At 64.2% G+C, this 25,312-nt stretch carries 26 protein-coding genes; 6 read left to right on the top strand and 20 right to left on the bottom strand.

The window, feature by feature from the left end; genetic code table 11:
• Window positions 1-19: 19 nt before the first annotated feature.
• From LQ564_RS18120 to tyrS, 11 genes are all read right to left on the bottom strand, one after another.
• Window positions 20-1,795, bottom strand: coding sequence for a CIA30 family protein (locus LQ564_RS18120; RefSeq protein ID WP_231059515.1), 1,776 nt, complete (start codon window positions 1,793-1,795; stop codon window positions 20-22).
• A gap of 99 nt (window positions 1,796-1,894) precedes the next feature.
• Entirely contained in the window at window positions 1,895-2,962 is a 1,068-nt protein-coding gene (gene ruvB / locus LQ564_RS18125; RefSeq protein WP_231059516.1) for a Holliday junction branch migration DNA helicase RuvB, read from the bottom strand.
• A 3-nt stretch (window positions 2,963-2,965) separates the two neighbouring features.
• Window positions 2,966-3,544: a Holliday junction branch migration protein RuvA gene (gene ruvA / locus LQ564_RS18130; RefSeq protein ID WP_231059517.1), complete on the bottom strand. Its 579-nt coding sequence runs from the start codon at window positions 3,542-3,544 to the stop codon at window positions 2,966-2,968.
• An 18-nt stretch (window positions 3,545-3,562) separates the two neighbouring features.
• A complete protein-coding gene (ruvC, locus tag LQ564_RS18135; RefSeq protein ID WP_231059518.1) occupies window positions 3,563-4,099 on the bottom strand; it encodes a crossover junction endodeoxyribonuclease RuvC in 537 nt (178 codons plus the stop codon).
• A gap of 180 nt (window positions 4,100-4,279) precedes the next feature.
• Window positions 4,280-5,866, bottom strand: coding sequence for a bifunctional phosphoribosylaminoimidazolecarboxamide formyltransferase/IMP cyclohydrolase (purH, locus tag LQ564_RS18140; RefSeq protein WP_231059519.1), 1,587 nt, complete (start codon window positions 5,864-5,866; stop codon window positions 4,280-4,282).
• Window positions 5,867-5,957: 91 nt separating this feature from the next.
• Window positions 5,958-6,191 (bottom strand): helix-turn-helix domain-containing protein, encoded by a 234-nt coding sequence (locus LQ564_RS18145; RefSeq protein ID WP_027865797.1) that lies wholly within the window; start codon window positions 6,189-6,191, stop codon window positions 5,958-5,960.
• 79 nt (window positions 6,192-6,270) lie between these two features.
• On the bottom strand, window positions 6,271-7,296 hold the full coding sequence (dusB, locus tag LQ564_RS18150; RefSeq protein WP_231059520.1) for a tRNA dihydrouridine synthase DusB: 1,026 nt from the start codon (window positions 7,294-7,296) through the stop codon (window positions 6,271-6,273).
• A 304-nt stretch (window positions 7,297-7,600) separates the two neighbouring features.
• A complete protein-coding gene (locus tag LQ564_RS18155; protein ID WP_231059521.1) occupies window positions 7,601-8,266 on the bottom strand; it encodes a histidine phosphatase family protein in 666 nt (221 codons plus the stop codon).
• A gap of 33 nt (window positions 8,267-8,299) precedes the next feature.
• Entirely contained in the window at window positions 8,300-8,965 is a 666-nt protein-coding gene (locus LQ564_RS18160; RefSeq protein WP_231059522.1) for a YbhB/YbcL family Raf kinase inhibitor-like protein, read from the bottom strand.
• Window positions 8,966-9,014: 49 nt separating this feature from the next.
• A complete protein-coding gene (gene dtd, locus LQ564_RS18165) occupies window positions 9,015-9,473 on the bottom strand; it encodes a D-aminoacyl-tRNA deacylase (protein ID WP_231059523.1) in 459 nt (152 codons plus the stop codon).
• The gene (gene tyrS / locus LQ564_RS18170; RefSeq protein WP_231059524.1) at window positions 9,470-10,735 is read right to left on the bottom strand and encodes a tyrosine--tRNA ligase; all 1,266 of its coding nucleotides are present in this window, start codon (window positions 10,733-10,735) and stop codon (window positions 9,470-9,472) included. Before tyrS ends, dtd begins: the two co-directional genes overlap by 4 nt.
• Window positions 10,736-10,884: 149 nt before the next feature.
• On the opposite strand from tyrS, the gene LQ564_RS18175 reads away from it, so the two are divergent.
• The 3 genes from LQ564_RS18175 (at window position 10,885) to LQ564_RS18185 (ending at window position 14,163) form a co-directional block, all read left to right on the top strand.
• Window positions 10,885-12,249, top strand: coding sequence for a M23 family metallopeptidase (locus LQ564_RS18175; protein WP_231059525.1), 1,365 nt, complete (start codon window positions 10,885-10,887; stop codon window positions 12,247-12,249).
• A gap of 241 nt (window positions 12,250-12,490) precedes the next feature.
• Window positions 12,491-13,639, top strand: coding sequence for an alpha/beta hydrolase family protein (locus LQ564_RS18180; RefSeq protein WP_231059526.1), 1,149 nt, complete (start codon window positions 12,491-12,493; stop codon window positions 13,637-13,639).
• Entirely contained in the window at window positions 13,636-14,163 is a 528-nt protein-coding gene (locus LQ564_RS18185; protein ID WP_231059527.1) for a nuclear transport factor 2 family protein, read from the top strand. The genes LQ564_RS18180 and LQ564_RS18185 overlap by 4 nt, the downstream gene beginning before the upstream one ends.
• 28 nt (window positions 14,164-14,191) lie before the next feature.
• On the opposite strand, the gene LQ564_RS18190 is transcribed toward LQ564_RS18185, so the two are convergent.
• Together LQ564_RS18190 and fliD are read right to left on the bottom strand one after the other, a co-directional pair.
• Window positions 14,192-15,802: a methyl-accepting chemotaxis protein gene (locus LQ564_RS18190; RefSeq protein WP_272492119.1), complete on the bottom strand. Its 1,611-nt coding sequence runs from the start codon at window positions 15,800-15,802 to the stop codon at window positions 14,192-14,194.
• Window positions 15,803-16,040: 238 nt separating this feature from the next.
• Window positions 16,041-17,369, bottom strand: a complete 1,329-nt coding sequence (gene fliD, locus LQ564_RS18195) for a flagellar filament capping protein FliD (RefSeq protein ID WP_231059528.1) — start codon at window positions 17,367-17,369, stop codon at window positions 16,041-16,043.
• 158 nt (window positions 17,370-17,527) lie between these two features.
• On the opposite strand from fliD, the gene LQ564_RS18200 reads away from it, so the two are divergent.
• On the top strand, window positions 17,528-18,625 hold the full coding sequence (locus LQ564_RS18200; RefSeq protein WP_231059529.1) for an anhydro-N-acetylmuramic acid kinase: 1,098 nt from the start codon (window positions 17,528-17,530) through the stop codon (window positions 18,623-18,625).
• A gap of 314 nt (window positions 18,626-18,939) precedes the next feature.
• On the opposite strand, the gene erpA is transcribed toward LQ564_RS18200, so the two are convergent.
• From erpA to argC, 3 genes are all read right to left on the bottom strand, one after another.
• Window positions 18,940-19,308 (bottom strand): iron-sulfur cluster insertion protein ErpA, encoded by a 369-nt coding sequence (erpA, locus tag LQ564_RS18205; protein WP_231059530.1) that lies wholly within the window; start codon window positions 19,306-19,308, stop codon window positions 18,940-18,942.
• Between the two features lie 54 nt (window positions 19,309-19,362).
• Window positions 19,363-19,764 (bottom strand): bactofilin family protein, encoded by a 402-nt coding sequence (locus LQ564_RS18210; protein WP_231059531.1) that lies wholly within the window; start codon window positions 19,762-19,764, stop codon window positions 19,363-19,365.
• A gap of 136 nt (window positions 19,765-19,900) precedes the next feature.
• Window positions 19,901-20,938 (bottom strand): N-acetyl-gamma-glutamyl-phosphate reductase, encoded by a 1,038-nt coding sequence (argC, locus tag LQ564_RS18215; protein ID WP_231059532.1) that lies wholly within the window; start codon window positions 20,936-20,938, stop codon window positions 19,901-19,903.
• Window positions 20,939-21,203: 265 nt separating this feature from the next.
• Here argC and LQ564_RS18220 point away from each other — a divergent pair, with 265 nt between their 5' ends.
• Complete coding sequence (locus tag LQ564_RS18220; protein WP_231059533.1) at window positions 21,204-21,617, top strand: BLUF domain-containing protein; 414 nt, start codon at window positions 21,204-21,206, stop codon at window positions 21,615-21,617.
• Window positions 21,618-21,745: 128 nt separating this feature from the next.
• Here the strand turns inward: LQ564_RS18220 and LQ564_RS18225 are convergent, their stop codons facing one another.
• Window positions 21,746-22,336, bottom strand: coding sequence for a TetR/AcrR family transcriptional regulator (locus tag LQ564_RS18225; protein WP_231059534.1), 591 nt, complete (start codon window positions 22,334-22,336; stop codon window positions 21,746-21,748).
• A 124-nt stretch (window positions 22,337-22,460) separates the two neighbouring features.
• On the opposite strand from LQ564_RS18225, the gene LQ564_RS18230 reads away from it, so the two are divergent.
• On the top strand, window positions 22,461-23,219 hold the full coding sequence (locus tag LQ564_RS18230; protein WP_231059535.1) for an SDR family NAD(P)-dependent oxidoreductase: 759 nt from the start codon (window positions 22,461-22,463) through the stop codon (window positions 23,217-23,219).
• A 5-nt stretch (window positions 23,220-23,224) separates the two neighbouring features.
• Here the strand turns inward: LQ564_RS18230 and LQ564_RS18235 are convergent, their stop codons facing one another.
• The 3 genes from LQ564_RS18235 to rpsI form a co-directional block, all read right to left on the bottom strand.
• Window positions 23,225-23,953 (bottom strand): hypothetical protein, encoded by a 729-nt coding sequence (locus LQ564_RS18235; RefSeq protein ID WP_231059536.1) that lies wholly within the window; start codon window positions 23,951-23,953, stop codon window positions 23,225-23,227.
• A gap of 23 nt (window positions 23,954-23,976) precedes the next feature.
• Window positions 23,977-24,720 (bottom strand): helix-turn-helix domain-containing protein, encoded by a 744-nt coding sequence (locus LQ564_RS18240; RefSeq protein ID WP_231059537.1) that lies wholly within the window; start codon window positions 24,718-24,720, stop codon window positions 23,977-23,979.
• Window positions 24,721-24,918: 198 nt separating this feature from the next.
• The gene (gene rpsI, locus LQ564_RS18245) at window positions 24,919-25,311 is read right to left on the bottom strand and encodes a 30S ribosomal protein S9 (protein WP_005667904.1); all 393 of its coding nucleotides are present in this window, start codon (window positions 25,309-25,311) and stop codon (window positions 24,919-24,921) included.
• Window position 25,312 lies beyond the last annotated feature (1 nt).

The following is a 25,312-nucleotide window of genomic DNA, read 5'->3' on the forward strand; positions in this document are numbered from 1 at the left end:
TCATGTGGCGTGACGGGACTCAGCGCTCCAGCAGGCGCACGTCGGCGATCTCGAAACGGTAGTCGCCGGGCTGCGGGCCGGCGTTAAAGCCCAGCATGGTGACCGCCGCCGTATCGAGGCCCTTGAACTCGGCCAGCGGGATCGTCACCTCGCTCCACTCAGGGCCCGCGGTGAAGGGACGCGCGCGCGGCGCCTGCACGCCCTGCGACAGCGCGATCGCCTGGTAGGTCTTGCCGTCGCCGCGCACCTTGAAGCGCAGCAGCGTGGCGGCGCTCAGGTTGGCCGGCTGCATCGGCTGTGCGCCGGGCATGAAGGCGACGCCGGCCCAGGCATAGGGCAGCTCCGGCGCCACCTTCGCGATCACCGCAAGCGGCGCCTGGCCGTCGGGAAGCGCCGGCTGCGCGGCCAGGGTGACGGTGGATTTCCCGCCCGTGAAGCTGTCGGTCGAGGGCATCCAGCCCGCGCCGAAAGGGCTCTTCAGCCCTTTGTCGCTGAAGACGCCGATACGGCCGTCCGGCGGCAGCGCGAGCGCCGTCTTCAGGGACTCGAGACGCTGTGCGACCAGCTTGCGCTGTCCATCGCGCAGGCCATTGGCGCTTTCGCCATCCTTCCACACTTCGACGATGCGGCGCGTGGCGCGGATGTCGACGCTCGGGTCGCCCTCGACCAGCAGCAGGTCGGCCTTGTAGCCCTTGTCGATGCGGCCGCGCTGGCCGAGCCTGAACACCTTGGCCGGCAGGCTGGTGGCGGCCGCCAGCGCATCGACCGGCGCAAGGCCGGCGTCGACCAGCGCCGCCAGTTCGCGGTGCATGCTGGCGCCATGCTGGGTGCCGGCGTTGCCGGCGTCGGTCCCGGCCAGCACCGGCACGCCCGCCTTGTACAGCGCGGCGGTCAATGCCTTCGGCGCGGCCAGGCGTGCGGGCCGCGGCGCCGTGCCGTAGCGTGCCTTGAGCAAGCTTTGCATCTCCTTGTCGAGCAGGCTGGCGAAAGCCGGATCGGCCAGCAAGTCGTCAAGCTGCACCCCGGCTTCGCTTTCGAGCACGGTGAAGGTCGGAATCACGAAGGCGCCATGGCGGGCGGCCAGCCGGGCCAGGCCCTGCGCATCGATCGTCTCGCCGGTGAACAGGTGGGTCAGGCCATCGACGCCGGCTTCGAGCACGGCGCGCGCATTCTCTTCGGTGTTGACGTGGACGACTGCCAGCTTGCCGCGCCGGTGCGCCGCGTCGATCACGGCCTTGACCGTCGCCAGCTCGAGCGTCTTGCCCTGCGCGCCGACCATCACGATCTTGATGAAGTCCGAACCTTCGGCGATGCGCGCGTCCACGAAGGCTTGCGCATCCTCGGCACGGACCAGGGTCGGAATGGCGACGCCGAACTGGGTGCCGTTGCCGCCCGGCGCGGTGACCAGGGTGCCGGCCGAGAACAGGTCGGCGCGCGCGGCATTGCGGCTCGCCCTGGATTCCTTGAGCATGGCGACCTGGGTGAACATGTCGATCTGCGTAGTGACCCCGAACAGCACCGGTAGCTCGTGGTAGCGCCAGGCGTGGGTGTGGGCGTCGATCAGGCCCGGCAGCAGCGTGCGCCCCTGCCCGCTCACGATCCGTGCGCCACCAGGCGCCGCGCCGCGATGGTCGGCGTCGACGATGACGCCCTTGTCGAACAGGACCGAGCGGCGTTCGTGCACCCGCTCGCCGTCGAACACGCGCACGTCCTGCACGAGGGTGGGTTCGGCGCAGGCGCACGACGCCAACAAAAAGCCGATGGCGCCGCAAAGGGTTTTCAGGATGGGATGCATGCGTTCCTCGCATTGGTTGGATGGGGCAACCAGTATGCGAAAACGACGATGGCGCCTGCCAGATGCAGGCGCCATCGGTTTGGCATGACAACTGTCAGCTCAGGCGGGCGGCAGGTTGTCCCACAAATCGCCCGTCGGGCTGATGCGCGGCGCGGTCACGCCGAAGTGCTGGTAGGCGAGCGGCGTGGCGATGCGTCCGCGCGGGGTGCGCTGCAGGTAGCCCTGCTGGATCAGGTAGGGCTCGAGCACGTCCTCGATGGTGTCGGCCGCTTCGCCGATCGCGGCGGCCAGGTTGCCGATGCCCACCGGACCGCCGGCGAACTTGAACAGCACCGCTTCCAGGAGTTTGCGGTCCATGACGTCGAATCCGACCGTGTCGACGTCCAGCATTTTCAGGGCGCGGTCCGCCATGTCGGCGGTGATTTCGCCGTTGCCCTTTACTTCCGCATAGTCGCGCACGCGGCGCAGCAGGCGGTTGGCGATACGCGGCGTGCCGCGCGCGCGCTTGGCCACTTCGCGCGCGCCCTCCTCGTTGATCGGGGCCGCCAGCAGCGCGGCGCTGCGGGCGACGATCTTGGTCAGTTCGTCGACGTTGTAGAACTCGAGGCGCGCCACGATGCCGAAACGGTCGCGCAAGGGATTGGTCAGCATGCCGGCGCGGGTGGTGGCGCCGACCAGCGTGAACGGCTGCAGGTCGAGCTTGACCGAACGCGCGGCCGGGCCCTCGCCGATCATGATGTCGATCTGGTAGTCCTCGAGCGCCGGGTACAGGATCTCTTCCACCACCGGCGACAGGCGGTGGATCTCGTCGATGAACAGCACGTCGTTCGGTTCGAGGTTGGTGAGCAGCGCGGCCAGGTCGCCCGGACGTTCCAGCACCGGGCCGGAAGTCTGGCGCAGGTTCACGCCCATCTCGCGCGCGATGATGTGCGCCAGCGTGGTCTTACCGAGGCCGGGGGGGCCGAACAGCAGGGTGTGGTCGAGCGCTTCGCGGCGCTTGCGCGCGGCGCTGATGAAGATCTCGAGCTGGTCGCGGATCTTGGCCTGGCCGACGTATTCGTCCAGCTGCTTGGGGCGCAAGGCGCGCTCGATCGCCTCCTCGTTGGGCGAGGCGGGCGCGGCGTCGATGACGCGGTGCTCGGTGAAGTTGTCGGTCTGGATGCTCATGCTTTATGCCTTGGAGAGCGCTTTCAACGCGAACTTGATGCCGTCCGAAACTGAGCTGCCTACCGGCATGTTCTTGATCGCGATGAGCGCTTCCTTGTCAGAATACCCCAATGCGAGCAGCGCATTGAGCACGTCGGCCTGGGCGTCGTCGCGCACCGCACCGCCCACCACGCCGATATCGGCGCCGAGCTTGCCCTTCAGTTCGAGCAGCAGGCGCTCGGCGGTCTTCTTGCCGATGCCGGGAATCTTCACGAGGCGCCCGGCTTCCTGCAGGGTGACCGCCTGCGACAGGTCGGCCACCGTCATGCCCGACAGGATGGCCAGCGCCATGCGCGCGCCGATGCCGGTGATCTTGATCAGCTGGCGGAACAGCGCGCGCTCGGACGCGCTGCCGAAGCCGAACAGCAGGTGCGCATCCTCGCGCACGATCAGGTGGGTGAACAGCACCACTTTTTCACCGGTGTGCGGCAGGTTGTAGAAGGTGCTCATCGGGACGTCGACTTCGTAGCCGACACCGTTGCAGTCCACCAGCACGTGCGGGGGCGCTTTTTCGAGCAGGATTCCGGAGAGACGACCGATCATCGTTATTCCTTTTGTTCTTTAGACGAGACGGCTGCGCTTCATGCGCAGCGTGGGCGCGCTCGGGGACAGCGCGCCGAGCATCGACAGCGTGTCGATGCTGTGGGCGTGGCAGATGGCGACGCCGAGCGCGTCGGCGGCGTCGGTGCCGGGCAGGCCCGGGAGTTTCAACAGGCGCGACACCATGTCCTGCACCTGCGCCTTGGCCGCCTTGCCGGTGCCGACCACGGCCTGCTTCACCTGCACCGCCGTGTATTCGGCGACGTCGAGGTCCGCCCCCACCAGGGCCGTGATCGCGGCGCCGCGCGCCTGGCCGAGCAGCAGGGTCGATTGCGGGTTGACGTTGACGAAGACTTTTTCGATGGCCGCGCAGGCTGGCTGGTAGGCGGCGACGATTTCGCCGACGCCGTTCAGGATGACCTTCAGGCGCGGAGGCAATGCGCCCTCCGTGCCGGTCTTGATGGTGCCGGACGCGATATAGCGCAGTTTCGTGCCGTGTTTTTCGATGACGCCGAAACCCGTCGTACGCAGGCCCGGGTCGATGCCGAGGATAATCATTGTGGAATGATATACGGCGGGAGGCTATTCGTGGGAAAAATACTGTGTAAAAACACAGTGAGGCGTTTGCGGGATGCTACTGACTTGGGTTCCGGCCTTCGCCGGAACGACGGTCTTTGGGCTAACTGTCAACGCAAACAACGTCGTCCCGGCGAAGGCCGGGACCCAAGTTAACGTCGATTAGTGACGGAAGTGACGCGTGCCGGTATAGAGCATCACCACACCACGCTCATCCGCCGCATCGATCACTTCCTGGTCCCGCATCGAGCCACCCGGGTGAATCACGCAAGTCGCGCCCGCATCAACCACCACATCCAGCCCGTCACGGAACGGGAAGAACGCATCCGACGCCACCGCCGAACCGGACAGCGACAGGCCTGCATTCTGCGCCTTGATCGACGCGATGCGCGCCGAATCGATGCGGCTCATCTGCCCCGCGCCGACGCCCAGGGTCATGCCGTTAGCGCAGAACACAATGGCGTTCGACTTGACGAACTTGGCCACGCGCCAGGCGAACATCAGGTCCTGCAGTTGCTGCTGGGTCGGCTGCTTCTTGCTGACCACGCGCAGTTCGTCGAGGCCAACATTCTTGGCATCCGGCGCCTGCACCAGCACGCCGCCGCCGACGCGCTTCAGGTCGTAGGCGTTCTGGCCTTCGCCCAGCGGAATTTCGAGCAGGCGCACGTTCTGCTTGGCCGACATGATCTGGCGTGCTTCGTCCGTGAATGACGGCGCGATCAGCACTTCGACGAACAGCTTGGCCACCGCTTCCGCAGCACGCGCATCGACTTCCACGTTGAAGGCGATAATGCCCCCGAAGGCCGAGGTCGGGTCGGTCTGCAGCGCGCGCGAGTAGGCGTCCAGCGCATCGACACCGATCGCCACGCCGCAGGGATTGGCGTGCTTGACGATCACGCAACCGGCCGGCGAACCGAGGCCGCCGAGCGACTTGACGCATTCCCAGGCCGCGTCGGCATCGGCGATATTGTTGTACGACAGTTCCTTGCCCTGCAGCTGGCGGTAGTTGGCCAGCGCGCCCGGGGTGGCGACCAGGTCGCGGTAGAAGGCGGCGCCCTGGTGCGGGTTCTCGCCGTAGCGCATGTCCTGCACCTTCTCGAAGCTCACGTTCAGGGTCTGCGGATAACTCGAGCGGGTCGTGTGCTGGCGGTCTTCGCCCAGGCTGGTGAGGTAGTTGGTGATCGCGCCATCGTACTGCGCGGTGTGCGCGAACACTTTTTTCGCCAGGCGGAACTTGGTCTCGTAGCTGACCGGGCCGGCGGCTGCGCCGGTGCCCTTCATTTCCGCCAGCACGACGCCGTAGTCGGCCGGGTCGACGATCACGACCACGTCGCGGTGGTTCTTGGCCGCCGAGCGCAGCATGGTCGGGCCGCCGATGTCGATGTTCTCGATCGCATCTTCCAGCGAGCATTCAGCCTTGGCGACGGTCTGCTGGAAGGGATACAGGTTGACCACGACCATGTCGATCTGCGGGATGCCGTGCTCGTCGAGCTTGGCGACGTGCTCCGGCAGGTCGCGACGGGCCAGGATGCCGCCGTGCACTTTCGGGTGCAGGGTCTTGACCCGGCCGTCCAGCATTTCCGGGAAGCCGGTGTAGTCGGCGACTTCGGTCACTTGCACGCCATTGTCCGCCAGCAGCTTTGCAGTGCCGCCGGTGGACAGGATGTTGACGCCGAGGGCTGCCAGCGCCTTGGCGAAATCGAGGACGCCGGTTTTGTCGGAAACGGAAATCAGTGCTTGTTTGATCATGGTGAGGCCTGTGGTTGAGAATTCTGGCGTCCGGGCGGACGGACGGCGTGCCGGCCGCGCCCCAGACGCACGGCCATCGCCATGCGGTCTATCAGAGGAGACCGTGCTCCTGCAGTTTCTTGCGCAAAGTGTTCCGGTTGATGCCCAGCATCTGCGCGGCATGCGACTGGTTGCCGTCGGCGCGCGTCATGACCACTTCAAGGACCGGCTTTTCGACCGTCAGGACCATCATGTCGTAGATGTTCGTCGGTTTCTGCTCGCCCAGATCGTTGAAATAGTCCTCGAGGCTTTTCTGGACGACTTCCTGGATACTTTCTTTGCTCATGTTCTCTGCTGCTTCATCCTGGTTAATATGCCGCTGCTGCGCAGCGTGTCCCCGATATTCTTATTATTCTGCTACTGCCTTATGCCGCCATCGCCTCGTCAGCCGAAAGTGCGGGCCGGTATTGTAACCGCTCGCCATGCCGGAGTTGCGATTTGAAAAAGGCGTCGACCGCGTCCAGCTGCTCGGCCGTCGATTCCAGCAGGTTCATGCGCTGGCGGAATTCTTCCCCGCCCGGCAAGTCCTGCACATACCACCCGATGTGCTTGCGGGCGGTGCGCACGCCGACGTACTCGCCATAGAAGGCATAGTGCGCCGGCAGGTGTTCGTTCATCAGCGCCCGTACTTCTTCGACCGTCGGGGCCGGCAAATGCTCCCCGGTGCGCAGGAAATGATCGATCTCGCGGCAGATCCAGGGACGTCCCTGGGCGGCGCGGCCGATCATGACGGCGTCGGCGCCGGTGTAGTCGAGCACGAACCTGGCCTTTTCCGGGGTCGTGATGTCGCCGTTGGCCACCACCGGGATCCCGACCGACGCCTTGACCGCGCGGATGGTGTCGTACTCGGCGTCGCCCTTGTAGCCGTCGGCGCGGGTGCGGCCGTGCAGGGTCAGCATCTGGATGCCGGCCTGTTCCGCCATGCGGGCAATGGTCAGCGCGTTCTTGTTCTGGCGGTCCCAGCCGGTACGGAACTTCAGGGTAACCGGCACGTCGACGGCTTCGACCACCGCGTGCAGGATGCGCTCGACCAGGTCTTCATGCTGCAGCAGCGCCGACCCGCACCAGCTGTTGCAGACCTTCTTCACCGGGCAGCCCATATTGATGTCGATGATCTGGGCGCCGCGCTCGACGTTGAACTTCGCGCAATCGGCCAGGTCTCTCGGATCGGCGCCGGCGATCTGCACTGCCTTCGGTTCCATTTCCCCCGCATGGTCGGTACGGCGCGAGGTCTTTTCGCTGGCCCACAGGCGCGGGTTCGAAGCCGCCATTTCGGACACGGCGTAGCCTGCGCCGAGCTGCTTGCACAGCTGGCGGAACGGGCGGTCGGTCACCCCGGCCATGGGGGCGACGAAGACATTGTTACGCAGGATGTAAGGACCGATTTGCACAGCGGAAAATCTCGAAAGTTTCTCGGGGAACCTATTATTTTACCTCAAACGCTGCTCAAATAAGCGGCAGAATTTTTCTGTGGTGTTGTGTGTGTGATATTGGCAGGGGTGGTTAGGAGGGGTAGGCGCCTGGTTTATGGTGCAAGGATTAGCAGTTGGAATGCGGCGGAATTGGGTTCCGGCCTTCGCCGGAACGACGTTAATTTTTGTGTTGCGTTTGATGCGCAGCTAACGATGTAGCACCGCTAGCAGTAGAACCGTCGTACCGGCGAAGGCCGGTACCCAATTTCCAAACCGAAGTCCGCTATGTCAGATCATCCAGCACCGCCGGCCGCAAGTGCTCGACTTCACCCCAACTCACCAAGCGCAACACGCCCTCCTCCACCACAAACCGATTCACACTCGCATTGAGCACCTTGAAATCACGCGGCGTCTCCAGCGGCAACCCCTGCGCCGCCCGGTAGGCACACTCCAGCACCCCACCATGCGCCACGATCGCAATCGTCTTGCCCGGATGCCCTGCCGCCTGCCCCATGATCGCCCCAACCGCCCGATCATAAAACTGCCTGAACGTCTCCCCCCGATTCGCCCCCAGCGGCAGCACCGCATCGACATCGCGCGCCTGCCAGGCCGCGAACTCGAGCGGAAAGCGCGCCGCGATCTCGCTGTACAGCAAGCCCTCGAAGCCACCGTAGCAGCGCTCGCGCAGTGCCGGATCGACCTCGACCGCCATGCCGCGCGAGTGAGCAATCGCTTCGGCGGTCTGGCGCGCGCGCAGCAGGTCGCTGGAAACGACGTGGTCGATCGGCTCGGATGCCAGCACCGCCCCCAGCAGCGCGGCCTGGCGTGCGCCTTCGGCGTTGAGGGCGATGTCGAGATGCCCCTGGAGCCGTCTTTCGGCATTCCAGGCGGTCTCGCCATGGCGGATCAAGAGAATGGTGGTAGCGGTATTCTTGTCGTTCGATTGCATGAGGTTCGTTCGCGCCCGAACCTCGGGGCGGTGTTATTTGTCCATGGTGGCCGCGACGGCCGGATTGAGCGAGTACACGCCGAAGGTACGCGCCTCGTCCAGGATGTGGCCGCGGATCGCCAGGCGCAGCTCGGCGCCGGTGAAGCGGCCCACCAGCGGCAGGCGCGGGATGTCGAGGGCGTACAGGGTGAAGACGTAAGTATGCACCCGCTCGTCGTTCCACGGGGGGCAGGGGCCGTCGTAGCCATAGTATTCGCCGGCCATGTCCGGGTCGCCCGCGAACCAGCCGGTGTAGTCGTTGATGCCCTGGCGCAGCTGGTGTTCGGTGCCGTTCTTGATGGTGAAGGGCACCAGCGGGCCCGGCTTGCCGTGCGGCGTGACCATGTCCGAGAACATGCCCTCGTTCAGCGACTTGAGGCAGACCGGAATGTCGACCAGCAGCCAGTGGAAGAAATCGACCCGCGGCAAGGATGCGGGCACGGTGCGCCCTTCCTGGTTGACGTCGGTGCCGACCGAGGGCACGTCAGGGTCGTGACAGATCAGCACCAGCGACTTGGCGCCGGCGGGGACGTCGTCCCAGGCGATGTGCGGGCTGCGGTTGCTGGACAACTTGACGTGGCGCGCCGGATCGCCGACGGCGAACGCGCATTGCGGCGGAATCACCCCGCCTTCCGTGAATGAATCGCTCCAGATTCGCATACGTCCTCCCATCCCCTCCTCCTATTGACCTGAATTCACAGCGCGGGTTTCAGCGCTGGACACCGACCGGATCAACTCGCAGCCAGAAAGTCACGGGGCCATCGTTGACCAGGCCAACTTTCATGTCCGCGCCGAATTTGCCGGTCTCGACGGTGCCATGGCGTTCCCGCGCCTGGCGCACGACATGATCGAACAGGCGGCGCCCGTCTTCCGGCGCCGCGGCCGGCGAAAACGAGGGCCGGGTGCCCGATTTCGTGTCCGCGGCGAGCGTGAACTGCGGCACCAGCAGCAAGCCGCCGGCGGTGTCGGTCACGCTGCGGTTCATCTTGCCGGCCTCGTCCGAAAACACGCGGTAGCCGAGCAGCTTGTTCAACAGGGCCTCGGCTTCGCGCTCGGTATCGCCCTTCTCGGCGCAGACCAGCACCATCAGGCCGGCCCCGATCGCGCCGATGACCTCGCCATCGACGCGCACGCTGGCCTCGCTGACGCGCTGCAATAGCCCGATCATGCGGACAGCGTGACGCGCGCGAACTTGCGCTTGCCCACTTGCATGACGAACGTGCCGGCCTCGATCTGCAAGCCCTTGTCGCTGACGACATTGCCGTCGATGCGCACGCCGCCCTGGTCGACCATGCGCATCGCTTCCGAAGTCGAGGCGCACAGGCCGGCTTGCTTGAGCAATTGCGCCACGCCCAAAGGAGCGCCGCTCAAGGTCACTTCCGGCACCTTGTCCGGGATGCCGCCTTTGGAGCGGTTGACGAAGTCGGCCAGCGCATCGTCGGCAGCCGCGGCCGAGTGGAAGCGCGCGACGATTTCCTTGCCCAGCGCCACTTTCGCATCGCGCGGGTTGGCGCCGCCCTCGACCTCGGCCTTCAGGGCGGCGATCTCGGCGATCGAGCGGAAGGACAGCAGGTCGTAGTACTTCCACATCATGGTGTCCGAGATGCTCATCAGCTTGCCGAACATGGTGTTCGGGGCTTCGGTAATTCCAATATAGTTGTTCTTGGACTTCGACATCTTCTCGACGCCGTCCAGGCCTTCCAGCAGCGGCATGGTCAGGATGCACTGCTGCTCTTGCCCGTAGTCCTTCTGCAGTTCGCGGCCGACCAGCAGGTTGAATTTCTGGTCGGTACCGCCGAGTTCCAGGTCGGCCTTCAAAGCGACCGAATCATAGCCCTGCATCAAAGGGTAAAGGAACTCATGCACTGCAATCGGGGTCCCACTCTTGTAGCGCTTGGTGAAGTCGTCGCGTTCCATCATGCGCGCCACGGTGTAGCGCGACGCCAATTGAATCATGCCGCGCGCGCCGAGCGGGTCACACCACTCGGAGTTGTAGCGGATTTCCGTGCGCGCGGCGTCCAGCACCAGCGATGCTTGGCGGAAATAGGTCATGGCGTTTTCCTCGACCTGCTCCTTCGTGAGGGGAGGACGCGTGGCGTTACGGCCTGAAGGGTCGCCAATCATCGAGGTGAAGTCGCCGATCAGGAAGATCACCTGGTGGCCGAGGTCTTGCAGCTGGCGCATCTTGTTCAGCACCACAGTGTGGCCGAGGTGCAGGTCGGGCGCGGTCGGGTCCAGGCCCAGCTTGATGCGCAGCGGGGTGCCGCTCTGTTCGGAACGCGCCAGCTTCTGGGCGAATTCGCTTTCGATCAGGAGCTCGTCGACACCGCGCTTGGCGATCGCGAGCGCCTCTTGCACGGTGTCCGTCAGCGGCAAGGGGGCAGATAAGTTGGCCGGAGCACCTTTACCGGACGAAACGTTTAAAGTCATATAATTCGTGTAGGAAATTGGCTAAAGCGGTTGTAGGACCGCTTCTTTTGGTATAATTCACGATCCTCGCCCTGTTGCTCTAAGAAAACTTTGCACAACGATAAGAAGCAAGGGTCCTGAAAGTTCAGCCGCAAATTTTAACTGATTGCATGAACCCTATACAGAAAATCACCCGTCAGAGCCTGCTCCAGCTGGTGCCACGAACCCGCAAGGCGCGCATCGTCAGCGCCGGCGCCGTGTTCATGAGCATGTGCGCCTTCGGCGCCATCGGCGTGGCCCCGATCGCACCGGATGCGTCCGACCTTCCGGTCAAGTCGATCGAGCAAAACCTGGAATTGCCGAACCTCGCAGACCAGATCGCCGCCCTCCAGCAAAACGAGCAGCAATTCATCCATGAAGAGCGCGTCCGTCCGGGCGACTCCCTTGGTTCCCTCTTCACCCGCCTTGGCATCGACGATGCCGACGCCCAGAAATTCGTCCGCACCGACAAGACCGCCCGCCGCCTGCTGTCCCTCAAGAACGGCAAGCGCATCCAGGCCGAAACCGATGAGAATGGCCTGCTGCTGTCGATGCGCGCCACGACCACCGACGGCAAGGGCGGCGAAGCACGCCAGATCTCGGTCGAGCGCCAGGGCGACAAGTTCGTCTCGCTGGAAGCGCCGGCCAAGCTCGAGCGCCGCGTCGAGATGCGTTCTCGCGTCATCGCCAGCTCGCTGTACTCGGCCACCGACTCCAACGTCGACGGCGGCAGCATGCCGGATTCGGTCGTCAGCCAGATGATCGAGATGTTCTCGACCAATATCGACTTCCGTTCGGACATCAAGCGCGGCGACCGTTTTAATGTTGTGTACGAAACCTTCTGGCTCGATGGCGAACTGGTGAAGACCGGCCGCATCCTGGCCGGCGAATTCGTCAACCGCGGCGTCGCCTACCAGTCGGTCTGGTTCGAAGACCCGGTCACCAAGCAGGGCGGCTACTACAGCCTGGACGGCAAGGCCTTGAAAAAAGCCTTCCTGAAGTCGCCGCTGCAGTTCAGCCGCATCTCCTCCGGCTTCTCGATGCGCGTGCACCCGCTGTCGGGCAAGTGGAAAGCGCACAAGGGCGTCGACTACGCAGCCTCCACCGGCACCCCGATCCGCGCAGCCGCCGACGGCACCGTCGACTTCGCCGGCAACAGCGGCGGCTATGGCAACCAGGTGGTCCTCAAGCACTGGTCCAAGTACAGCACCGCCTACGCCCACATGAGCCGCATCGCACCGGGCATGCGCAAGGGCGCCAAGGTCAGCCAGGGCGACGTCATCGGCTACGTCGGCTCGACCGGCTGGTCGACCGGCCCGCACCTGCACTATGAGTTCCGCGTCGCCGGCCAGGCCCAGAATCCGGACAAGTTCAAGTCGCTGGCCCAGCAACCGCTGACCCCGGCTGAACTCACCCGCTTCCGCATGGCTGCCGCCGAGATGAACCACCGCTTCTCGCTGCTCGCGCCGAGCGGCAACGCGATGGCTGCACGCTAAGCGATTCCGCTTCTTCCAAACGCCCCGCCGCATCGCTAGATGCCGCGGGGCGTTTGTTTTTGTCGAGTAAAGACCATCCAATCGCTATCTATGAATCATGGTGTGCACCCGGTTCATCGCAACCACATCATGTAGGAAGGGTTACTTCCATAGTAAAGAATAATTTTTGCCATGCAGTAGCAACTTAATTACCCCTCCAATGCTATAGTGAATAACATCACAATATCCCACGGAGGCAAGCTTGCATCGGCTCGTCGCGTTATTCCTGCTCATACTCTTCAGTAGTTGGGCAAGTGCCCAGCAAGTTTTCCCTTTCCATAACACCCCCGGCGCCTACGCCGTCGGTTTCCGCACCGTCCAGCAAAGCGACCCCAGCCGCAGCTACAAGGGCAAGCCGCGCCCGATCCAGACCGCCATCTGGTATCCGGCGCAACGGGGTGGACAGCCGATGCGCTACGACGACTACCTGCAGCTGCTGGGCTGGGACGACGATTTCGCCCGCACGCCGGCCGAGCGGGACAAGGTGCTGGCCGACTGGCTGAAGCTCGTCACCGAAAGCAAACCCGCCACGGATGTCGCCGCGGAACGGGGCGCGCTGCGCTGGGCGCTGCGCGATGCGCAAGCGCTGCCGGGAAAATTCCCGGTCGTGATCTACTCGCCCAGCATCAGCAGCAATGTGTTCGAGAACGCGGAAATGATGGAATTTCTCGCCAGCCACGGCTATCTCGTGATCGCCAGCCCGGCGCTGGGACTCGAGACACGCACGCAGAAGGACGACCTGGCGCATGCCGAAGCCCAGGCGGCCGATATCCGCTTCCTGGTCGCTTATGCGCAGACCCTGCCGCAAGCCGACACCAGCCGCATCGCAGCCGCCGGCTTTTCCTGGGGCGGCATGGCGAACGTGCTGGCCGCCGCGCAGGACAATCGCATCAAGGCCCTGGTCAGCCTGGACGGCACGGTGCGCTACCGCCATGCGATGCTCGCGCAAGTGCCCTACCTCAAACCGGAACGGCTGCGCACGCCTTTGTTGTTCGTGTCCCAGCGTCCGCAACCCTTCGAACGCGGCCTGAAACACAAGCCGGATGTCTCCGGCAGCATCCTGCAAAAGATGACGGGGGCCGACGTCTACCTCGTGACCATGTATGCGATGGAACACGTCTATTTTGGCAGCAGCTACCTGCGCCTCGATCCGCTGGTGTTCGAGGAATACAGCCGTGAGGAAGTGGCGCAGTCGTATGCCCTGGCTGCGCGCTATGTCCTGAACTTCCTGAACGGCGCCTTGAAAGGCGAGCGGGCCGGCTTCGACTACCTGATGAAAAAGCCGCAACAGCTCGGCGCCGCGCCGCACACCAGCTACAGCCAATTCTTTCCCACCAAGGAGGTCGAATGAAACCGATGTTCGCCAGTGCCGCACTCACGCTCGCTTTGTTCGCCGCCCTGCCCCAGCAGGCCCGGGCCGAAGACCCGATCGAAAGCCGCAAGCAGATCGAAGCCATCATCAAGGCTTTCGGCAAGGCCATGGCCGACAAGGACAGGGACGGTTTCCTGCGCCTGTTCCTGCGCGAGGACATCACCTGGGTCGGCGCCTATACGGACGGCAGTGTGGCGCGCTACCGCGCCAGCCTGAAGGATCCGAAGGAACCGTCGCCGAAGACCTCGAGCAGCACGCCGCGCAAGTTCATCGACAGGATCATCAGTGCCCCGGAAGCGCGCACCGAGACGTTTGAAAACGTGCGCATCGATACCGACGGCGACATGGCCCAGGTGCTGTTCGACTACAGCTTCATGGTGGGCGACTACCGCAACAACTGGGGGAAGGAAAGCTGGCAGCTGGTGCGCACCGAGCACGGCTGGAAGATCGCCGCGGTGGTGTGGTCGGCCGAGGAAAACCCGGCGCCGCGGCCGGGCATATGAGTTGACGGGCGGTCAGCAACCCGGCGGATCAGGCTGCCAGCGCCAGGCGCCTGGCGTCCTGGCCGCGCAGGCGCGGCGCGTGCGTACCCTCGTTGGCCACCTTGAAGGTGCTGACCAGCTCGGCCAGGATCGCGGCCTGGTCCTGCATCGACGCCGCCGCGGCCGCCGCTTCCTCGACCAGCGCGGCGTTCTGCTGGGTCACGCCGTCCATCTGGGTCAGCGCGGCGTTCACCTGCTCGATGCCGGTTGCCTGTTCGGCGCTCGCAGAGGTGATTTCGGCCATGACGTCGGTCACCCGGGTGATGCCCTCGACGATTTCCTGCATGGTGGCGCCGGCTTCGTCGACCAGGCGTCCGCCGGCGTCGACCTTGGCGACCGAATCCATGATCAGGCCACGGATTTCCTTGGCCGCGCCGGCCGAGCGCTGGGCCAGGTTGCGCACTTCCGAGGCGACGACGGCGAAACCGCGGCCCTGCTCGCCGGCCCGCGCTGCTTCCACCGCGGCATTGAGCGCCAGGATATTGGTCTGGAAGGCGATGCCGTCGATGACTGCGATGATGTCGCCGATCTTCTTCGACGATGCATTGATCGACGCCATGGTCGCCACCACTTCGGACACCACGTTGCCGCCGCGCGCCGCGATTTCCGACGCCGATTGGGCCAGGGTATTGGCCTGGCGGGCATTGTCCGCGTTCTGGCGGACCGAGCCGGTCAGCTCTTCCATCGACGAGGCCGTCTCTTCCAGCGCGCCGGCCTGCTGCTCGGTGCGGGCGGACAGGTCGAGGTTGCCGGTGGCGATCTGCTGCGAGGCGGTGACGATGGTCTCGGTGCCGGCGCGCACCTGGCTCACGGTTTTGAGCAGGCTGTCGTTCATGCGCTTGAGCGCCATCAGGAGTTCGCCGACTTCGCAGCGCGATGATGGCTGGATGTCGGCAGTCAGGTCGCCCGAGGCCACTTGCTGGGCCAGGTCGACCGCATGGCCGAGCGGGCGGGTAATGCTGCGGGTCAGCAGCCAGCCGAATACGGCGCCGCAGACCAGGGCCACGATGCCCAGCGACACCAGCACTTCACGCGCGCTCGTTTGCAGCGCGTCGATGCGCTCGTCGGCGGCCGTGAACAGGCCTTCCTGGAAAGCCACCACCGCTTCCACGCTCTGCACGTACTTCTGCATTTCCGGCAGCAGCTTGTCGGCCACGATGGCTTTCAACTCGGGAGCATCGCCGTCCAGCATTTCCCGGCGCTTGAACAGGTCGTCGCGCACGCCCACATAGCGCTTGCGCTGCTCGGCCACGGCGGCCAGCAGGGCCTTGCCCTTCTCGCTGCTGACGCGCGCCTCGAGTTCCTTTTGCAGCCGGCTGACTTCGGCGCTGGTCGACTTCATTTCCTTGTCGTAGTAGGCGTCGTCGGCCGGATCGATGCTCTTCGCCTTGGCCAGGGTGCGCACGCTGTTGGTCGCGATGCCCTGCAGCCAGCTGGCCGCCAGCTTGGCCTTGTAGTTAGCGTCGGCCATGGTGTTCTTGGCCTCGGCGATGCGGTTCAACTGCCACAGCGCCGTTGCCAGCATGATCGCCATCAGGAGAAGCAGAGCCGCGAAGGCGCCGCCGAGACGGGTGCCGATCTTCAAGTTACTGAGGTTCATATCGTTCTCTAATCAAAAAACGTAAGCAAGCTTGGTCTACAACAAGGCTTCCAAAGAAACCATGTGTCATGCATCAAACTTTACTCTAGAGAATTTTATTTGCCTTCAATAGATACACTTTTATGACAGTTTGCTTACCTCGGCACTAACAAAAAGACGTGTATAAACAACGGCTTATTGAAAATTTGCCAGCTAAGTTGGCGGAAAAATATTGCCTGTTATCGTAATAGAATCGGTCTCAGGCCATGAAGTCGAAGGCCGACATGGGCGGCGCTCCCAGGATGCCGAACAGCGAGCTGCCGCCGCTGCCGGCAGCCGAATACTGCTGCATCAGCAGCAACGCCTGGCGGCTGGCCGTCTCGGTGATCTGGCTGCGCTTGCCGGCCAGCACTTCCATGTCCTGCTCGATCGCATCGGCCTGCTTGTACAGCACGCTGCCGGACGCGAACTGCTGGGCCACGGCCACAGCGAGCTGGTCGGCGACGCCGTCGTTGCCATTGCTGAAAAACTTGGCGACCTTTTCCGGATCGAGCTCGATGGCCGCTTTCAGCTTGCTCTCGTCCAGTTCCAGCGTGCTACCCGAAAAACCCAGTCCCATCTCGGCCAATGTCTTGGCGTCCAGTTTGCCCAGCGCCTTGCCGACCTGGTCCTGCACCTGGCGCACGGCCGTAGCCGCGTCCGCATCCTTGCCGCCGAGTTCCGCCAGGCTGGCGTGCATGACATTGAAAGCCTCGACCACCGACTTGACGTTGGCAGCGATGGCGCTCGAGGCACGCGTCACCGTCACGTCGAGCTTGCCGGTGGAAACCAGGTTCAGGGACACGCCGGGAATCGTCGCATCGACATTGTTGCTGCTGCTGGTGATGCGCTTGCCGTCGACCGTGAGCTGGGCGTCCTGCGCCGCCACTTGCTGGCGCAAGCCGCTGCTGCCGCCCGGCTCATAGGTCAATAATCCCAGCAGCGCCGCGTCGCCCGCCACTTGCACCCGCATGCCGTTGGCGGCGCCCGGCTTGCCGGACAGGCTGAGCGCGTAGCCCGTGCCGCCCTGCACCACCTTCGCATCCAGGCCGGCCTCGCGCATGGCGGCGGCGATGCCCTCCAGCGTGTTATCTCCAGCACCGATCTTCACCGTCGTCGTGACCAGGCTGCTGCCCTGGCCCGATTCGACACGGATCAGGCTGGTACCGCCGGCGCCGATGGGCGTGTCCTTGCCCGGCAGCGCGTGGCTCGCCAACTGCTGGGCCTGGGCCAGCTGGGCGACGTCGACGCTGTGCACGCCCGGCATCGCGGTTCCCGACGCCAGCCGCACGGTAACGCCCTTGGTGCTGGCGGTGGCCGCCATGTCGAGCGTGCCCGCGGCCAGCTTGCCGCTCGTCCCGGCGACGCCGTCGAGCGCTGCGGCGATCTTGCCGAGGTTCGACAGGCGCGCCTCGTCACGCTTCCACTGCGCGTCGATGGTCTTGAGGGCCGGGTTCTGGTTCATCAGCGACTTGGCGGCCGAGGTGTACAGATCGGACACCTGGGTGCCGGACTGGGCCGCGTACAGGGAGGATGGTATCGTCGTCATGGTGCAAGTATGCCGAGGACGACCGCCGGCTATTCGGCGAAAAACACTGGGCTTCGCCGTTCAGTTTCCGCTTTTGCATGGCAAGTCATGCAAGCTTTCACTTTTTGCCGGGGCGGTTTAGACTGCCTTGCTGCTCACCTGGACCAGAGAACTTATTCATGCGCGACACTTCTACCCTGTACATCGGCCTGATGTCCGGCACCAGCCTCGACGGCGTCGACGGCGTGCTGGCTGACTTCGCCGGCGGCGCCATCGCTACCCTGGCCGCCGCCTTCACGCCCTTCCCGCCCGCCCTGCGCAGCGAACTGATGGCGCTGCAAGCCGCCAGCGAGAACGAACTCGAGCGCGAAGCGCTGGCCGCCAACGGCCTGGCCCTGTGCTATGCGGACTGCGTGCGCCAGCTGCTGCCCCAGGCCGGCGAGCCAGTCGCGGCCGTGGCCGTGCACGGCCAGACCATCCGCCACCGCCCCGAACTCGGCTTCACGCGCCAGACCAATAACCCGGCCCTGCTGGCCGAACTCACCGGCATCGACGTCATCGCCGACTTCCGCAGCCGCGACGTCGCCGCCGGCGGCCAGGGCGCGCCGCTGGTGCCGGCCTTTCATGAGGCGGCCTTCGGCAAGCCGGGCGTGGCGCGCGTGGTCGTGAATATCGGGGGCATCGGCAACATCAGCGTGCTGCACGGCGACGGCCGCGTCAACGGCTTCGACACGGGGCCGGGGAATGTCTTGATGGATTTGTGGATCGGGCCGCACCTGGGCAAGGCGTATGACGAGGATGGCGCCTGGGCTGCGGGTGGGACGGTGCACGAAGGGCTGCTGGCCGCGCTGCTGGACGAAGCCTATTTCCGCCAGCGGGCGCCCAAGAGCACGGGGCGTGACTTGTTTCATGAACAATGGCTGGATGCCAAGCTTGCGGGCTTCACGGATGTGGCGCCGCGGGATGTGATGGCAACCTTGACGCGGCTGACGGCGGTGACGATTGCGGAGGCGATCCGCGCGGAGCACGCCGGCGTCGATGCGGTGTATGTCTGCGGCGGCGGGGCGTACAACGCGACGCTGCTGCGCGGTATCTCGGAAGCGCTGGGTGGGGTGACAGTGGAATCGACGGCGGCGCTGGGGATTGCGCCGAACCGGGTGGAGGCGCTGGCGTTTGCCTGGCTGGGGTATCGGTTCACGCAGCGTGAACCGGGCAATATGCCGGCCGTCACCGGTGCCCGTGGCCCACGCATCCTGGGCGCACTGTATCCGGCGTAGGGGTGATCTGGTCCAGTGGACCAGATCACGGTTCCCCGTCCGCGCATGCAAATACACGGTGAGATAAGGCGCTTCGTCCATTTTCACGATGGTTGAACGCGCGGACGGCGAAGCCGTCCACCCTACGAGGGTGTGAAAAATTCGTCTACGGCTGCGTTGCCTCGTCTCGCCGTACTAACGTACTGTCTTCGACTCGGCGCCTTGCCGTAGCCGTTTTTTCACACCCTCTACCACAGCCACAAATAGAAACGGCCCGGATCAACCGGGCCGTCGACCGCCCGGACTGACCGGGCTGCCTGGGGGACTGCTGGCCCTTAGGCCGAGAACGACGAACCGCAGCCGCAGGTCGAGGTCGCGTTCGGGTTCTTGATCACGAACTGGGCGCCTTCGAGGTCGTCCTTGTAGTCGATCTCGGCGCCGACCAGGTATTGGTAGCTCATCGAGTCGATCAGCAGCTGGACGCCGTTCTTTTCCATGGTGGTGTCGTCTTCGTTGACGATTTCATCGAAGGTGAAGCCGTACTGGAAGCCGGAGCAGCCGCCGCCCTGCACGAAAACGCGCAGTTTCAGGTCGGGATTGCCTTCCTCTTCGATCAGCTGTGCAACCTTCTCTGCGGCGCTGTCGGTGAAGTTGATCGGGGTGGGGATCGTGTCGAGGTCTTGCACTTCGGCGACTGCGGTCATGAGAATACTCCTGATGAATTTCGAATTGCGCCCATTATAGACCGTTAGCACGCATCATGCTGCCGACCCGATGGCGGCGTCGGCCAGATGAAACACCGGCTCGCTGGCAGGTTCGTGGGTCAGTTTCCCAGTTACTAATGCGCCGCCATGCATTTCAAGCAAACGGTAGTGGACATCCCCATGTATGCGGCCTTTCGGCTGTAATTCAAGGAGTTCCGAGGAGTAGACGGAACCGGCGATGTAGCCGTTGACGACCAGGCTGGCGCAGCGCACCTCGCCTTCGATGCGGGCGTGCTCGGAGACGATCAGCATGCTGTCGGCCCCGTCCGCCGCCACCACGTTGCCGTGCACCTCGCCGTCGATGCGCAGGCCGCCGGTGAAGCACAGATCGCCCTCGATCCGGGCCGAAATTCCGACCAGGCTGTCTATTTCGCTCTTGGCTTGTCGACCGAACATGATTTCCCCCCGTCAAATTGAACCTGCGCATCGGTCAATTTACCGTGCTCAACAATGGCGGCCTTGATCTAGATCGGGTGAGCAAGAAGCAAAACGGCCGCCCCGGAGGCGGCCGCCGTATGCAGCGGAAAGAAACTTAAGGCAGCAGCGCGACCTGCTTCAGGCCGGTGGCTTCGTCGAGGCCGAACATGATGTTCATGCACTGCACGGCCTGGCCCGACGCGCCCTTGACCAGGTTGTCCTGCACCACCAGGATCACGACCGTATTGCCGCCTTCCGGACGGTGCAGCGCCAGGCGCAGCATGTTCGAGCCGCGGGTCGAGCGGGTTTCCGGGTGCGAGCCGAACGGCATCACGTCGACGAACTGGCTGTCCTTGTAGGCATCTTCGAACAGGGCTTGCAGCGCCGCATCGTCGATCTCTTTCGTCAGGCGCACGTACAGGGTCGCGTGCATGCCGCGGATCATCGGCACCAGGTGCGGGGTGAAGATCAGGCCGACCTTCTGGTCGGTGTAGCGCGCCAGCTGGGCCGAGGTTTCCGGGGTGTGGCGGTGGCCGTGCACACCGTAGGCCTTGAAGTTGTCGCTCGACTCCGAGAACAGCGTGCCGATCTCGGCCTTGCGGCCGGCGCCGGAGACGCCCGACTTGCAGTCGGCGATCAGGCTGCCCGCATCGACCAGGCCAGCCTTGAGCAGCGGCACGAAGCCCAGCTGCATGGTGGTCGGGTAGCAGCCCGGGTTCGCGATCAGGCGCGCGCCCTTGATGTCTTCGCGGTTCAGTTCCGGCAGGCCATACACCGCTTCCTCGATCAGCTCGGGGGCGGTGTGCGGGATCTTGTACCACTTTTCAAAAGTCGCCTGGTCTTTCAGGCGGAAATCGGCCGCCAGGTCGATCACCTTGACGCCGGCCGCCAGCAGCGCCGGGGCTTGCGCCATGGCGACGCCGTGCGGGGTGGCAAAGAAGACCACGTCGCACTGGGTCAGGTCGGCCTTGTCCGGGCTCGAGAAGGCCAGGTCGACCACGCCGCGCAGCGAGGGGAACATGTCGGCGACCGGCAGGCCGTCTTCCTTGCGCGAAGTGATCGCGGTCAGTTGCACGTCGGGGTGGACGGCCAGGAGCCGCAGCAATTCCACGCCCGTGTATCCGGTTCCGCCAACGATGCCAACTTTGATCATGTTCTGTTCCTCGTGATGTATTGTGACCTTTCCAGGACGAGGCTGCATTTTAACAGCGGTGAAAAATGCGTGCGCCGCGGGTACCAGCCATCGACCGGCATGCAAATAAAATTTGCCTGAGCTACTCAACATCCAAATAATCTTTGCACAGTATATTGAACCGGCAGCGACCCGGGGATCGCGCCGCACGATACGAAATTTCCATGTGGCAACAAAAACCTGCGCTAAGCTGCGCTCCTCTTTTCATTCCCGCCAAAAGTCAGCCATGTCGATCAATCAGCTCGTGTATCTCAGTCAGTCCGTACGCAAAGTGTCCGCCGAAGAACTTCGCGCCATCCAGGCCACTGCCCAAGCAAATAACCAGCACATCGATGTCACGGGCAGCCTGTTCTACAACGGCGGCTGGTTCCTGCAAGTGCTGGAAGGGCCGGCGCCGACGCTCGCGTCGCTCTACGCCAGGATCGAACAGGACCCGCGCCACAAGCATTCGCGCGTGCTCTACAACGAACCTGCGAAGTTCCGCACGTTCCCGCGCTGGACCATGAACATGATCAACCTCGACGACCGGCAGGCCGACAAATACGACGAGCTGGTCGAGGTCATCGATGCTGCCCGAGGCGACCGCAAGATTGGCGCCGCTTCGCCGGCCGCGACCCTGTTAAAGATCTTCAGGGCCTGACCAAGGGTTCAGCAACAAGTAGATGGTGTCCGGAAAAGCAAATGCTGCCTGGTGGTCACCGAGAAACTGTGGTGAAGGATATTTGCATGCAGGACGAATAGGCAAATATTCTTTGCACGGGCGTGGCGCTACACGTCCCCGCCGGGCACGGCCATGAGTGCCTGTTCGGCCACCGCTTGCAGCATGTCGCGGCTGAAGCCTGCCTTGGCCTGCACCGCGATCCCGTGCATGACCGCCATCAGGAAGGCGGCCAACGCCGCCGGTTTGGCCGTCGGCGGCAAGTCCCCTTCCGCCTGCGCACGTTCAAATCGCTCGCGCAATTGCACTTCGCCCTGGGCGCGAAATGCGATCAGCGCCTGGCGCACCGGCTCCGCGCTGTCCGATCCGGCAAGCACGCCGTTCACGCCCAGGCAGCCGCGCTGGTCATCGAACAGGGTGTTCAGTTCCACTGCCTTGCGCAAGGCATACGCCGCGACCTCGCGCGCGGTCGGCAAGGCCAGTGCTTCCGGAATATAGGAAAGAAAACGCTCGTTGTAGCGCTCCAGGGCCTGGCGGAACAAGGCTTCCTTGTTGCCGAAGGCCGCGTACAGGGCCGGCCGCTCGACGCCGGCCGCCTCGGTCAGGTCGACGTAAGACGTGCCTTCATAGCCCTTGCGCCAGAACACGCACAAAGCCGCGTCGAGCGCCTTGTCCACGTCGAATTCGCGATGGCGTCCCATCTGGAATTCCTCTTTTCATAATGGTTGTTACGGAAAAGCCTTGACAGGCTCACAGGTCAAAATTATATACTGATCGTTATCGTAACGACCGTTACGAAAATACCGTATTCAGAAAGGGATTGTCATGACCGCAGCATTGAAAGGAAAAGTCGCACTCGTCACCGGCGGCTCGCGCGGCCTGGGCGCTGCTACCGCGCTGGCGCTGGCCGACCAGGGCGCGGACGTCGCCATCAGCTATGTCGCGTCGAAGGAAAAAGCCGATGCCGTGGTGGCGCAGCTGCAGGCGAAGGGCGTGCGCGCCCTCGCGGTCCGCAGCGACCAGGCCGACACCGCCGCCGCCAAGCCGCTGGTCGATCAGGTCGTCGAGCATTTCGGCCGCCTCGATATCCTGGTCAACAACGCCGCCATCGCGGTGCAGGGCAAGCCGGTCGACGCGCCGGACCTCGACACCGCCAGCCTCGACCGCCAGTGGCAGGTCAACGTGCTCGGCCCCGTCGCCCTCACCCGCGCCGCGGCCCCGCGCCTGGCGGAGGGCGGACGCATCGTCTACATCGGCTCGCGCCTCGGCACCGTGGTGCCCTGGGCCGGCGCCGCCGACTATGCCGGCACCAAGGCGGCGCTGATCGGTTACGCGAAAGGCGTCGCCCGCGACCTGGGAGGGCGCAACATCACCGCCAACGTGATCCAGCCCGGCGTGATGCCGACCGATATGTCGGCCGAAGTGCTGGGCGACACGGTCCCTGACGCCGTGCTCGACCAGCACCCGATCCGCCGCATCGCCACCCTCGAAGAGGTGGCGGCGCTGGCCTGCTTCCTGGCCGGTCCCCAGGGCGGCTACATCACCGGCGAGACCATCAGCGTGTCGGGCGGCATTGGGGTCTAAGAAGTTTAGATACCTGGGGTGATGGACTTGATAACCTTGCCCTGCTCGTCCAGCATCTGGATCTCGGCCTTGCCGTCAGCCGACACCATCAGCATCATGCGCACCCGGCCGCGGGCGTCCTTGAGCTGCAGGGTCGAGGCCTTGCCCATGGTGTTGCCGAGCCAGATGCGGTTCTCGTTCAGGCGCCCTGCTTCGGACAATGTATCCCAGTAAGCGCCGCGCTCGGCTTCCGGCAGCTTCCCAGCCTCCTCGCGGAGGCGCCGGAAGTCTTCGATCGAGGTGACGCCGTAATAAGGCACATCGTTGATCTTGATCCCGGTTGTCTGGTGATTGGCGCTGTCGTTGTTCATGAGCTGCAGCGCCTGGTCCTGGCGGAAGCGGTCGAAGGTCAGGGACAGGCCGGACGAGATCCTGCCGTCCGGTCCGATGCTGCCCTTCTGGATCAGGCCGCCGTTCTCCGTGCCCTCTTCATTGATGAACAACATGCCGGCAAAGCTGCGCCGGTCCGGACGCGCGCCTTCCTTGCCCTGCATGAAGTCGCCCGGGAACTGGGCCCGGTTGGACACGATGATGCGCTTGGTGCCGTCCGGTTCCACGATATTGATGCGTCCGACGGTGATCTCGTCGAAGGTTTCGTGGCGCGCGGGGCCCTTGGCGCCGGTGAGGGTGAAGATGGCGGCAAGTAAAGCGGCCATGGTGGTGGCGCCGGCGAAGAAGGTGCGAAGCTGGGACATGGTTTTCCTTGATGGATGTGGAATCAACGCTTGGATTTCAGGCGGCGCAGGCGCCACTCGATGAACAGGCCGACGAAGCCGGAAAACAGCACGACCCCGCCCAGGTAATTCAGGATGACGTTGCCCGGCGCCTTGACGTACTCCGTACGGACCAGCTGGAAACGGCGGTGTCCGCCGTCGGCTGCTTCGGCGTATGCCGCGCCGCGGCTCTCCGGCCACTCGGCGCTGACCGGCCGGGCCCGCGTCGACTCGAAGTCGGCCAGCTCGCGCGAGGCTTCCTCGTCGGTAATGACTTTCGCGGCCTGGCGCAGCGTGACGATCTCGCGGTGGGTGGAGAAGATGTTGTCCGCCTCGCCTGCGCGGATCACACCCGGCGAATCGTAGTGGTAGCGCCACTGGGAAAAGAAGATGCCGTCGTTCGCCGCCAGCATCATCGCGAAGCCCAGCACCCAGCAGGCAGCCGAACCGAACAGCCAGCGCTTGCCATGATTCACCTGCGCTACCGCCACCTGTGTGGTGAACTGGCTGACCGCCGGAATATGGCGCAAAGTCGTCTCCAGCACCTCCCGGTCCACATCTGCGAGAAAGGTTTTCTCATCCATGCCGATCCCGGCCAGGATGGTGGAAAACATCTCGGCCGAGGGCACCGATTTGCCGTTCTCCAGTTTCGAGAGGTAGGACTGCTCGATCCCCGCCATCTGCGCACACTGCGGCTGGGTCAGCCCCTTGTCCGTACGGACTTGCCTGAGTCTTTCGCCAAAATTCATGTTGAACTTTCCTGAACGTCAATGGAATGACCGTATTCTTCGGCATTCATGCAGGAATCGGAAGATGAATATGTGCGAATAGCAATGAATTTGACGGGTCCGGCAGAAAAACAGGGCCGGAAAAGCAAAAAAGCCGCCCACCTTGCGGAGGACGGCTTTCTCGCAGCAGCGCCCGGAGGCGCCGGCTGAGGAAACGAATTAACGCTTAGAGAACTGCTTTGCGCGACGTGCTTTACGCAGGCCGACTTTCTTACGCTCGACTTCACGGGCGTCACGGGTGACGAAACCGGCACGTGCCAGGTCGCCCTTGAGGCCTGCGTCGTAGTCGATCAGGGCGCGGGTGATGCCGTGACGGACGGCGCCTGCCTGGCCCGACTCGCCACCGCCGTGCACGTTGACCTTGATGTCGAAACGTTCGACGTTGCCGGTCAGTTCCAGCGGCTGACGGATGACCATCAGGCCGGTCTCGCGCGAGAAGTATTCCGATGCCGGCTTGCCGTTCACGATGATCTGGCCGGTGCCGGCCTTGATGAACACGCGAGCGACTGCACTCTTGCGACGGCCAGTGCCGTAGTTGTAGTTACCGATCATG

The organism is Massilia phyllostachyos (assembly GCF_021044825.1).
GTDB lineage: Bacteria > Pseudomonadota > Gammaproteobacteria > Burkholderiales > Burkholderiaceae_D > Telluria > Telluria phyllostachyos.

What these genes read in the sequence shown, in the direction of transcription:
- LQ564_RS18175 (WP_231059525.1), top strand. Translation starts at nt 10,885, where the DNA reads ATGAACCCTATACAGAAAATCACCCGTCAGAGCCTGCTCCAGCTGGTG.
- rpsI (WP_005667904.1), bottom strand. Translation starts at nt 25,311, where the DNA reads ATGATCGGTAACTACAACTACGGCACTGGCCGTCGCAAGAGTGCAGTC.
- LQ564_RS18200 (WP_231059529.1), top strand. Translation starts at nt 17,528, where the DNA reads ATGCGCGACACTTCTACCCTGTACATCGGCCTGATGTCCGGCACCAGC.
- ruvB (WP_231059516.1), bottom strand. Translation starts at nt 2,962, where the DNA reads ATGAGCATCCAGACCGACAACTTCACCGAGCACCGCGTCATCGACGCC.
- argC (WP_231059532.1), bottom strand. Translation starts at nt 20,938, where the DNA reads ATGATCAAAGTTGGCATCGTTGGCGGAACCGGATACACGGGCGTGGAA.
- purH (WP_231059519.1), bottom strand. Translation starts at nt 5,866, where the DNA reads ATGATCAAACAAGCACTGATTTCCGTTTCCGACAAAACCGGCGTCCTC.
- erpA (WP_231059530.1), bottom strand. Translation starts at nt 19,308, where the DNA reads ATGACCGCAGTCGCCGAAGTGCAAGACCTCGACACGATCCCCACCCCG.
- LQ564_RS18185 (WP_231059527.1), top strand. Translation starts at nt 13,636, where the DNA reads ATGAAACCGATGTTCGCCAGTGCCGCACTCACGCTCGCTTTGTTCGCC.
- LQ564_RS18220 (WP_231059533.1), top strand. Translation starts at nt 21,204, where the DNA reads ATGTCGATCAATCAGCTCGTGTATCTCAGTCAGTCCGTACGCAAAGTG.
- LQ564_RS18120 (WP_231059515.1), bottom strand. Translation starts at nt 1,795, where the DNA reads ATGCATCCCATCCTGAAAACCCTTTGCGGCGCCATCGGCTTTTTGTTG.
- fliD (WP_231059528.1), bottom strand. Translation starts at nt 17,369, where the DNA reads ATGACGACGATACCATCCTCCCTGTACGCGGCCCAGTCCGGCACCCAG.
- LQ564_RS18230 (WP_231059535.1), top strand. Translation starts at nt 22,461, where the DNA reads ATGACCGCAGCATTGAAAGGAAAAGTCGCACTCGTCACCGGCGGCTCG.
- LQ564_RS18160 (WP_231059522.1), bottom strand. Translation starts at nt 8,965, where the DNA reads ATGCGAATCTGGAGCGATTCATTCACGGAAGGCGGGGTGATTCCGCCG.
- LQ564_RS18145 (WP_027865797.1), bottom strand. Translation starts at nt 6,191, where the DNA reads ATGAGCAAAGAAAGTATCCAGGAAGTCGTCCAGAAAAGCCTCGAGGAC.
- LQ564_RS18235 (WP_231059536.1), bottom strand. Translation starts at nt 23,953, where the DNA reads ATGTCCCAGCTTCGCACCTTCTTCGCCGGCGCCACCACCATGGCCGCT.
- dtd (WP_231059523.1), bottom strand. Translation starts at nt 9,473, where the DNA reads ATGATCGGGCTATTGCAGCGCGTCAGCGAGGCCAGCGTGCGCGTCGAT.
- LQ564_RS18210 (WP_231059531.1), bottom strand. Translation starts at nt 19,764, where the DNA reads ATGTTCGGTCGACAAGCCAAGAGCGAAATAGACAGCCTGGTCGGAATT.
- ruvC (WP_231059518.1), bottom strand. Translation starts at nt 4,099, where the DNA reads ATGATTATCCTCGGCATCGACCCGGGCCTGCGTACGACGGGTTTCGGC.
- LQ564_RS18240 (WP_231059537.1), bottom strand. Translation starts at nt 24,720, where the DNA reads ATGAATTTTGGCGAAAGACTCAGGCAAGTCCGTACGGACAAGGGGCTG.
- tyrS (WP_231059524.1), bottom strand. Translation starts at nt 10,735, where the DNA reads ATGACTTTAAACGTTTCGTCCGGTAAAGGTGCTCCGGCCAACTTATCT.
- LQ564_RS18155 (WP_231059521.1), bottom strand. Translation starts at nt 8,266, where the DNA reads ATGCAATCGAACGACAAGAATACCGCTACCACCATTCTCTTGATCCGC.
- ruvA (WP_231059517.1), bottom strand. Translation starts at nt 3,544, where the DNA reads ATGATCGGTCGTCTCTCCGGAATCCTGCTCGAAAAAGCGCCCCCGCAC.
- LQ564_RS18225 (WP_231059534.1), bottom strand. Translation starts at nt 22,336, where the DNA reads ATGGGACGCCATCGCGAATTCGACGTGGACAAGGCGCTCGACGCGGCT.
- LQ564_RS18190 (WP_272492119.1), bottom strand. Translation starts at nt 15,802, where the DNA reads ATGAACCTCAGTAACTTGAAGATCGGCACCCGTCTCGGCGGCGCCTTC.